Source organism: Neisseria sp. P0019.S003 (genome assembly GCF_051957115.1).
GTDB lineage: Bacteria > Pseudomonadota > Gammaproteobacteria > Burkholderiales > Neisseriaceae > Neisseria > Neisseria flavescens_D.
On sequence record NZ_JBQCWT010000103.1, the window covers coordinates 1 to 438 of the forward strand.

Annotated in this window: 1 protein-coding gene; it reads right to left on the reverse strand. The window is 58.4% G+C overall.

Going from position 1 to position 438, the window contains the following annotated elements:
• Nucleotides 1-438 (reverse strand): LysR substrate-binding domain-containing protein (locus tag ACTHTS_RS11300; protein ID WP_440370093.1); only part of this gene is annotated, 438 nt, incomplete at both ends.

A 438-nucleotide genomic window follows, 5' to 3' on the forward strand; every position in this document is an offset into this window, starting at 1 on the left:
GGGACGGGATAAGTAATCAGGGTTTCGTCGATAAAATCTTCCGCTTCCCAAACGTCTTTGTCGGCAAGCGGGTGGTCTTCTGCGCAGATACCTACCATTTCATAGGCAAACAGAGGGCGGTAGCTGATGCCGTTGAGCGGCTCGGCTTCGGAAACGATGGCAAGGTCGGCGCGGTGTTGCAGCAGCAGCCCGACCGGATCGGCTTGGAAACCGTAAACGATGTCCAATTCAACTTGCGGCCATAACGGGCGGAATTCGCCCATGGCAGGCATCAGCCAGTCGAAGCAGGTGTGGCATTCGACGGCAAGTCTGAGTTCGCCCGCTGCGCCTTCGATAATCCGTACCAGATCACGTTCGGCGGCGGCAACCTGCGGCAACAGCTCACGCGCCAGTTGCAATAGGCGCATACCGGCCGGAGTGAAGCGCAAAGGGGTGGAT